The organism is Shewanella sp. 10N.286.52.B9, assembly GCF_002873635.1.
In the GTDB taxonomy this organism is placed as follows: domain Bacteria; phylum Pseudomonadota; class Gammaproteobacteria; order Enterobacterales; family Shewanellaceae; genus Shewanella.
Genome location: NZ_MCTY01000082.1, coordinates 1 through 8,085 on the forward strand (window position 1 = coordinate 1; position 8,085 = coordinate 8,085).

Below are 8,085 nucleotides of genomic sequence, written 5' to 3' on the forward strand. Positions count from 1 at the left end.
ACCAAAAGGGTATCAACAGCAATACCCTCTTGGATCACCCTGCCGCCCCTAACGAAAAATGCTGAAAAGCGCATAGTTTTCGATGGGGATCGATCCAGCTTTTAACTTCGTTTGTAGACTGCTTCGGTCTTATTCGAAAATGCTAACGCTTCCGATGGTGCATCCCTGCACCGCGAAAGCTATGCTCACATCCATGTGAGCATCACGCTATTTTCTTCAACGCCCTCAATTCAAATTGAGTCTTTTGGATTTTTAGCTTTATATCTTTTTAATCTTTTTAATCTTTTACTTGGCACTAATACAGTCAAATCGAAGAAGCAATAATCCCAGTGTAGATGCAGCAGCGAGCTTCCAAAACATGGATGTTTTGGCAGAGCCTACATGGATGTACTTGCGGCGTCTCGCAGTTGTATCTGCACATAAGCCTGCGGCAGGCAATTGGTTAAATCGAAGTTATGGTCTACGTAAAAAGTGCCAATATAAATGGAGAATAGAGTTGGTGGTCATGAAACATTTTGCCCCCTTTTTAATTTAGTCTTTAATCACAGGAGATGTTAACCATCGCAATTTGACCTCATTTCTCTTATGCATGTAATCTGTTATCAGTATAAAAATAGCAGCGATATAAGGGAGGGTTACACCTTGAACCTAGCTTACAAGGTAAACATCAAGATTTTAAGCTCGACAAACTCTAGACTCGATAAATTTTAGACAAAAAAAGCTGAAACCTAGGTTTCAGCTTTTTTGTTTTGAAACGCTTACTGTTAGTTAGCTTACTTTGAACATTAGTAACTAAACACTAGCCACCAAAGTCATCTAGCAAGATATTTTCTTCTTCAACACCTAAGCTTTCTAGCATGCTGATCACAGAGGAGTTCATGATTGGAGGGCCACACATGTAGAACTCACAATCTTCTGGCGCTTTGTGATTCTTAAGATAGTTTTCCAATAATACCGTATGAATAAAGCCGGTATAGCCGGTCCAGTTATCTTCAGCTAAAGGCTCTGACAAAGCTACATGCCATTCAAAGTTGTCATTTTCAGCGGCTAAGGTATCAAAATCATCTTGGTAAAAAATCTCTCGCGCTGAACGCGCCCCATACCAAAAAGACATTTTACGTTTCGTTTGCTTACTCTTAAGTTGATCAAAAATATGCGAACGCATCGGCGCCATACCTGCACCACCACCAACAAACACCATTTCTGCGTCTGTTTCTTTGACAAAAAACTCACCGAAGGGCCCTGAAATAGTTACCTTGTCGCCAGTCTTTAGATTAAAGATATATGACGACATTTGCCCTGGTGGTAAATCATTGCTTGGCGGCGTAGCAATACGCACATTCAGCATGATGGTGCCTTTTTCATCGGGGTAGTTCGCCATTGAATAAGCACGCAATACATCTTCATCAACGGTTGAAACTAGGCTAAATAAGTCGTACTTATCCCAGTCATCACGATATTGCTCAGGAATATCAAAATCAGCGTATTTCACCTCATGGGCAGGGGCTTCAATTTGAATATAACCACCGGCTTTGAAATGAACATCCTCCCCTTCAGGGACTTTCAGCAGCAGCTCTTTAATAAAGGTCGCTTGGTTGCCATTAGAAACTACCTCACATTGCCACTTTTTAACCCCAAAGATCTCTTCATCCACTTCTAGTTCCATGTCGGTTCGCACCGCAACCTGACACGCTAACCGGCAGCCTTCTTTGGCTTCTTTTTTGGTGATGTGGTCAAGCTCTGTGGCTAAGATATCACCGCCACCTGATTTCACTGTGACCCGACATTGGCCACAGGTGCCGCCACCGCCACAGGCCGATGGAATAAAAATACTGTTGCTCGCCAGTGCGCCAAGCAGTTTATCACCAGCAGGTGTGCACACACTTTTGTCTGCATCACCATTAATGCCGATGGTGACATCACCCGTACCCACCAATTTGCTTTTGGCGAATAAAATTATCATTACCAGCAAACTTACCACTATGGTAAACATGCCTATGCCAATTGCCATTTCCATTAAATGCACCTTCTCAACAGTTGCTGATAACAAGCAGTCTCATGGGTCAGTTTTACCAAAACCACTGATTCAAGCATGAGTGAGTCATCTATAAGCGAATTCAAATTTGTTTGCATTTTCACGCCTTACAAAGTGATGCCAGCAAATGACATAAAACCTAATGCCATTAAACCTGTAGTAATAAAGGTAATGCCAATTCCTTGCAGCCCTAGTGGGATAGCATGAAATTTCATCCGTTCACGCAGCCCGGCGAGTAAGACAATGGCCATCGCCCAGCCCACTGCACTACCTGCTGCAAACACCACAGATTCGCCTAAGTTATAATCACGGTTGGCCATGAAAATAACCCCAGCAAAAATGGCACAGTTCACCGTTAGTAGCGGTAAGAAAATACCTAAAGATTGATACAGAGTTGGAATGTATCTTTCTAAAAACATCTCCAAAATCTGCACTAAAGCGGCAATCACCCCAATAAAGGTAATTAACTGTAAGTAGCTTAAGTTAAGCTCAGGGAAGCCTGCCCATGCCAGTGCACCTGGCGCAAGGATATTCACGTAAATCAGCTGATTTACCGGTACGGCTAATACCATCACCACAATCACTGCAATGCCCAAACCAAATGAGGTTGAGACCTTTTTAGACACCGCGAGGAAGGTACACATGCCTAAGAAAAAAGACAGTGCCATGTTGTCGATAAAGGCCGCTTGAATAAATAAATTAATATAGTGTTCCATTGCCATTATCCTCTCTTACGCTGCACAACATTGATCGCCCAAATCATCACGCCGATCAAAAAGAATGCGCTTGGTGGCAAGGTGAACATTTCATTGGCAAGATACCAACCACCGTTTTCGATAGTGGTAAATATCTCTTTGCCAAATAAGGTTCCGCGTCCTAGTAGCTCACGCACAAAGGCGACACTTAATAAAATCACCCCGTAGCCCATGGCATTACCTAGCGCATCAACAAATGCCAAATGCGGTGGGTATTTCATCGCAAAGGCTTCTGCGCGGCCCATGATGATACAGTTGGTAATAATCAAACTGACAAATACAGATAACTGCTTTGAAAGCTCATAAGCCACGTCCTGCAACACCATATCAACGATAATTACCAAAGAGGCAATCACGGTCATTTGCGCAATAATACGCACGCTGCTAGGGATAAAATTGCGAATGCTCGAAATGATCACATTGGAGCACACTAAAACAAAGGTCACCGCCAGTGTCATTACCAATGCGGTTTGCATTGAATTACTCACAGCCAGTGCAGAGCAGACCCCTAGCACTTGCATCGCCACTGGGTTATTGGCAAAAATCGGTGAGGTCAGAATTTGTTTAGTTGAGATAGTCGTACTCATTATTTCGCCTCCGTAGTGGCAAACTGGTTAAGAAAGGTTTGATAACCTTCTACACCAAACCAAAATTCAACCGCACGTTGAATGCCCATGCCCGTTCGGGTTGCGCCACTAACGCCATCAACACCGTGAATATCGCCAGCTTTAGCACCGCCTTTGATAACCTTGATGGAAATTTTGCCTTTATCATCAAATAGCTGCTTACCTTTCCATAAGTCAGTCCACTGGGGATCTGTTACAAAATCAGCAATACCAGGGGTTTCACCGTGTTCGTAGAAAATAATATTCTCAACGGTATTTAAATCAGGCTTAAGGGCTAAATAACCATAAATCATCGACCACAGTCCTTTACCATAAATGGGCATCACCACACTGGATAATTGACCATTAGCGTCAAAGACTTCAAATACGCGGATATTATCCGCACGGCTTTTAATTTTGGCGGTATCTTTTTTAGGTTTTGATGATGTATCTGGGTTTATCGCTGCCATACGCTCATCAAAATCAAGTAGATTGTCATGATCAACAAACTCACCCGACTCTAGATTGACCATTTTAGGGCTTACTCTTTGTTCAAATAATTCCCTAAAATCGCCGCTGCTGATATCAATATTGGCGGCCCGTAATACAAACTGCTGCACTTCATCACGCTTTTTAACCAGCTTACGTTCTTTTAAAATTTCAGCGGTACCGGTGATCATAAACGAACAGACCAAACTCAGGCTGATGATAAAAATCATCGTGCCAGCTATGCTATCTTTCTTAAAGGCCATGGCGTTTTAGTCTCCGTTTAATGTTGGCACGAGCCACCAGATAATCGAATAATGGCGCCCATAGATTTGCGAACAATATCGCCAACATGATCCCTTCAGGCAATTTCACATTCAACACTCGAATGAGTATGGTCATAAAGCCAATTAACGCGCCATAGGCGTATCGACCACTGCGGGTATATGAGGCGGTCACAGGATCGGTTGCCATAAACATCATCCCCAGTGCAAAACCACCGGTAACTAAATGCCATGTCCACGGCATAGAAGCCATAGAGCTTTTCGCAGGTCCAACTAAGTTAAACAATATTGCTGTAGCGATCATGCCGAACATAACCCCTGCAACCACTCGCCAATCTGCCACTCGAGTTAGCAGCAATACACCGCCGCCAATCAAAATAGCTAAGGTGCTGGTTTCACCAATAGAGCCTGGAGTGAAGCCTAAAAATGCATCTATCCATGCAGGATCTGATAAGGCGCTAATCCAGCTAACATCGGCAAACATATTCGCGCGACTGGCTGCAGCTTGGGTTAAGGTGGTGGCACCTGAAAAACCATCAGCAGCAACAAATTGGCTTAAGGCTGCGACTTCTGTGGGGTAGGCAAAATAGATAAAGGCATAACCGGCTAACGCTGGGTTTAAAAAGTTATAACCCATGCCGCCAAACATTTCTTTGGCTACGATAACCCCAAAGGTCACTCCTACAGCAATAATCCATAAGGGTGTCGATACCGGCACTATGATAGAAAACAGTAATGCTGTAATAAAGAAGCCTTCATGTAATTCTTGGCGCCGCACTTTGGCAAAAACCACTTCCCACACTAAACAGACAAACAAGGTCATTAGGTAAATTGGCACATAATAACTCGCACCATAAGCCATTAAGCTGACAAAACCTGATTGTTCGGTTAACTGGCCAAACAGCATTGAAAACAAGCCAGCCTGCCAAGCCTCAGGTTGAGTTGCCCCAGCCATGATGGCAATTTGCGCTTGTAAGCCTAGGTTGTACATCCCAAAAAATATGGCGGGCAGTAAACACATACCCACAATATGCATGGTACGTTTTACATCAATGGCATCACGAACATGCACTTTACCTTTGGTACTGCGGCCACGAGCAATCCACAAGGATCGCAAGTAACTTTTCATCGAGTCGCCATGAGCATAATAGCGATCTTGATGATCCGGTTTCTTTTGTTGCTGACTCATTAACCTTCCCTCTCGATGATATCTAGGCAAGCACGTAACTCTTTACCAAAGTCATACTTTCCGGGACAAACAAAGGTACAAAGTGCTAAATCTTCTTCGTCTAATTCTAAAGCGCCTAATAGCTGTGCTTCATCAGTATCTCGCACCACCAGATCTCTCACCAACAAGGTCGGTAAAATATCCAAAGGCATAACGCGGGCAAGCTGACCAAAAGCCATCATCGCACGAGGAGAGCCACCTGCATGGGTGGTAAAATCAAACAGTTTTTTAGTACGGCTAAAACCTGACATCATGATACCTGTCAGTGAGAACTTTTCTTTATTACGGCGCACCCAAGGTAATAACTCGTGACGGGCGTTTTCAGTTAGTACACAAACTTGATTATGATAACGACCTAAATAGTTATAAACCCCAACGGCGGTATGGCCACAAAGTACGGAGCCCGATACCACCCGTGAGTGAATATCTTCAATTTCATTTTCGACTAGCTCACCCAAGTCTGCCCCTAATTGGGTCCGCAGTAACCTTGGTTTTAACACATTGGGTCCAGCAAATGACACCACTCGCTCATTAAATAGCTCACCGGTTTGAAACAGCTTGCCAACGGCAATCACATCTTGATAGCCAATATGCCAAACTACCCGCTCAACACTTACTGGATGCAGCAGATGGATATGAGTACCCACCAGCCCAGCGGGATGAACGCCGCCAAATTGATATGACTCAACTTGAGCTAAATCATGGCCGGGTAACGCCTCACCTTGATCATGACACAGCATCACTTTACCATCGGTTAACCGGGTTAGTGCCTGCATTCCCACAGCAAATGCTTGTGGCTGCTCAGCGATAATCACGCGAGGATCGGCCGCTAACGGATTACTGTCCATGGCGGTCACAAAGATTGCCGATGGCCTAGTATCTAACGCGGGAATTTTTGAGAAAGGGCGGGTTCTTAATGCCGTCCATAACCCACTGTTAACCAGATTGGTTTGCACCGCTTCGCGGGATAATGCCAAAACATCATCGCTAGTAGCAAAACTCACGGCTTCATCGCCTTCGCAACGGATCACCACTGATAATAGCACCCGTTTTTCGCCCCTGTTTATGGCAATCACTTCGCCACTCGCAGGGGCAGTAAAGGTCACTCCGGCAATCTTTTTATCTTGAAAAAGCGCTTGGCCTTTTTTAACGATATCACCTTCTTCAACCAACATAGTCGGCTTTAAACCAACATACTCTTCGCCTAATATGGCAACTCTGGTTGGCTTTGCTGTGACGTCGATTATTTGTTGCGGCTCACCCGCTATAGGCACATCGAGGCCCCGTTTAATTGTTATAACCTGATTTGAGGATCCAGCCATTACTTGTAACCTTTAAAATTCAGATACCACATAATAAATAGATTTGTGACCTAAATCCGCTATTGAGGTCACACCTTTTAAATAAATTGTGAAATAAATGTACTAATAACACCTAAATTCGACCAAAAATTTGAACCAAGACCGATATTCAATTTCAAAACAGGAACTAAAGCACAAAAAACAGCATCCAAAACGCTACCCAATGCTGAACTACCCCATGTATCACAATTTAACATAGACACAGTTCACATTAATCTCAATAAAAGCTGTATAAGAATTACAGAAATCAAAATTTGCTAGGTAAGCACTGAGATAATAATTAAGTTTGCAGCAATAAGAATGACAAATATGGGATAAGTATGAAATGAACATGTTAATGGCAAGCCTGAGCAGCTAAAAACAAAAAATGGCCAAGACTGTCGTCTTCGCCATTTAAATTCATGCGGTCAAAATTATCGGTAAATATAGCTTAAGATCAAATCCGCTAAATACTCACTTGAGACTGAATTGGTGCAGCTGAGTACTCTTGAGGATTAAACCAATTGAGGCTGTCTGCCAATGACACCACCTCACCGATAATCATCAATGCTGGCATTTGCAAAGCAGGATCTGCAGCCAGCTGCGATAACTCACTTAACTTACCGATAAAGCGCTGTTGAGATGCGGTCGTCGCCTTAGAAACAATAGCCACAGGCGTATCACCATCACGGCCACTACTCATTAATCCATCACGGATAATCTCTGCGTTCAAAATGCCCATATAAACCACTAAGGTATTATTTGGATTTGCATAACCTTGCCAGTCCATCGGCCGACTTTGTAATTGGCAATGACCAGTAATAAACGTCACTCCTTGAGCAAAATCTCGGTGGGTTAATGGAATGCCAGCATAAGCAGCTGTGCCACTAGCAGCAGTAATACCGGGGACAACCTCAAAAGCAACCCCTGTTTCTGCTAAGGTTTGCAGCTCCTCACCGCCACGACCAAAAATAAACGGATCACCACCTTTAAGGCGTACCACGTTTTTGCGAGTGTAAGCTTTTGTCACCAGTAACTGATTTATTTCATCTTGCCCAGCACTATGCTTGCCAGCACGTTTACCCACAGCAATTTTTTCAGCGCTTTGTGGGATTAAATCTAAGATGTCTTGGCTAACGAGGGCATCGTACAGGACAGCATCGGCTTGCTTTAACACCCGATAAGCTTTGAGGGTGAGCAGCTCAACATCTCCAGGCCCTGCACCGACTATCCAGACTTTCCCTTTGGCCCCTTGACCCGGTATCGAAACCAATTCCATTTTTCAAAACCCCACAATGTTTACTTAGCATCAAATATAGCCCTTTATATATTCCATATATAATAGATAATAC

Annotated in this window: 7 protein-coding genes; all 7 read right to left on the bottom strand. The window is 43.6% G+C overall.

The window, feature by feature from the left end; translation table 11 throughout:
- Positions 1–799: 799 nt before the first annotated feature.
- Complete coding sequence (nqrF, locus tag BCU91_RS05915; protein WP_102531100.1) at positions 800–2,017, bottom strand: NADH:ubiquinone reductase (Na(+)-transporting) subunit F; 1,218 nt, start codon at positions 2,015–2,017, stop codon at positions 800–802.
- 125 nt (positions 2,018–2,142) lie between these two features.
- Positions 2,143–2,751 carry an NADH:ubiquinone reductase (Na(+)-transporting) subunit E gene (nqrE, locus tag BCU91_RS05920; protein ID WP_076540866.1) on the bottom strand — a complete coding sequence of 203 codons (609 nt, stop codon included), beginning with the start codon at positions 2,749–2,751 and terminating at the stop codon, positions 2,143–2,145.
- 5 nt (positions 2,752–2,756) lie between these two features.
- Positions 2,757–3,377, bottom strand: a complete 621-nt coding sequence (locus BCU91_RS05925) for an NADH:ubiquinone reductase (Na(+)-transporting) subunit D (protein ID WP_076540771.1) — start codon at positions 3,375–3,377, stop codon at positions 2,757–2,759.
- On the bottom strand, positions 3,377–4,147 hold the full coding sequence (locus BCU91_RS05930) for a Na(+)-translocating NADH-quinone reductase subunit C (RefSeq protein WP_102438459.1): 771 nt from the start codon (positions 4,145–4,147) through the stop codon (positions 3,377–3,379). Before BCU91_RS05930 ends, BCU91_RS05925 begins: the two co-directional genes overlap by 1 nt.
- Positions 4,137–5,354 carry an NADH:ubiquinone reductase (Na(+)-transporting) subunit B gene (locus BCU91_RS05935; protein ID WP_102531101.1) on the bottom strand — a complete coding sequence of 406 codons (1,218 nt, stop codon included), beginning with the start codon at positions 5,352–5,354 and terminating at the stop codon, positions 4,137–4,139. The genes BCU91_RS05930 and BCU91_RS05935 overlap by 11 nt, the downstream gene beginning before the upstream one ends.
- Positions 5,354–6,715, bottom strand: coding sequence for a Na(+)-translocating NADH-quinone reductase subunit A (locus tag BCU91_RS05940; RefSeq protein WP_102438455.1), 1,362 nt, complete (start codon positions 6,713–6,715; stop codon positions 5,354–5,356). The genes BCU91_RS05935 and BCU91_RS05940 overlap by 1 nt, the downstream gene beginning before the upstream one ends.
- Positions 6,716–7,199: 484 nt before the next feature.
- Positions 7,200–8,012, bottom strand: a complete 813-nt coding sequence (cobA, locus tag BCU91_RS05945) for a uroporphyrinogen-III C-methyltransferase (RefSeq protein WP_102438453.1) — start codon at positions 8,010–8,012, stop codon at positions 7,200–7,202.
- Positions 8,013–8,085: the final 73 nt, after the last annotated feature.

What these genes read in the sequence shown, in the direction of transcription:
- BCU91_RS05935 (WP_102531101.1), bottom strand. Translation starts at nt 5,354, where the DNA reads ATGAGTCAGCAACAAAAGAAACCGGATCATCAAGATCGCTATTATGCT.
- BCU91_RS05940 (WP_102438455.1), bottom strand. Translation starts at nt 6,715, where the DNA reads ATGGCTGGATCCTCAAATCAGGTTATAACAATTAAACGGGGCCTCGAT.
- cobA (WP_102438453.1), bottom strand. Translation starts at nt 8,012, where the DNA reads ATGGAATTGGTTTCGATACCGGGTCAAGGGGCCAAAGGGAAAGTCTGG.
- BCU91_RS05925 (WP_076540771.1), bottom strand. Translation starts at nt 3,377, where the DNA reads ATGAGTACGACTATCTCAACTAAACAAATTCTGACCTCACCGATTTTT.
- BCU91_RS05930 (WP_102438459.1), bottom strand. Translation starts at nt 4,147, where the DNA reads ATGGCCTTTAAGAAAGATAGCATAGCTGGCACGATGATTTTTATCATC.
- nqrE (WP_076540866.1), bottom strand. Translation starts at nt 2,751, where the DNA reads ATGGAACACTATATTAATTTATTTATTCAAGCGGCCTTTATCGACAAC.
- nqrF (WP_102531100.1), bottom strand. Translation starts at nt 2,017, where the DNA reads ATGGAAATGGCAATTGGCATAGGCATGTTTACCATAGTGGTAAGTTTG.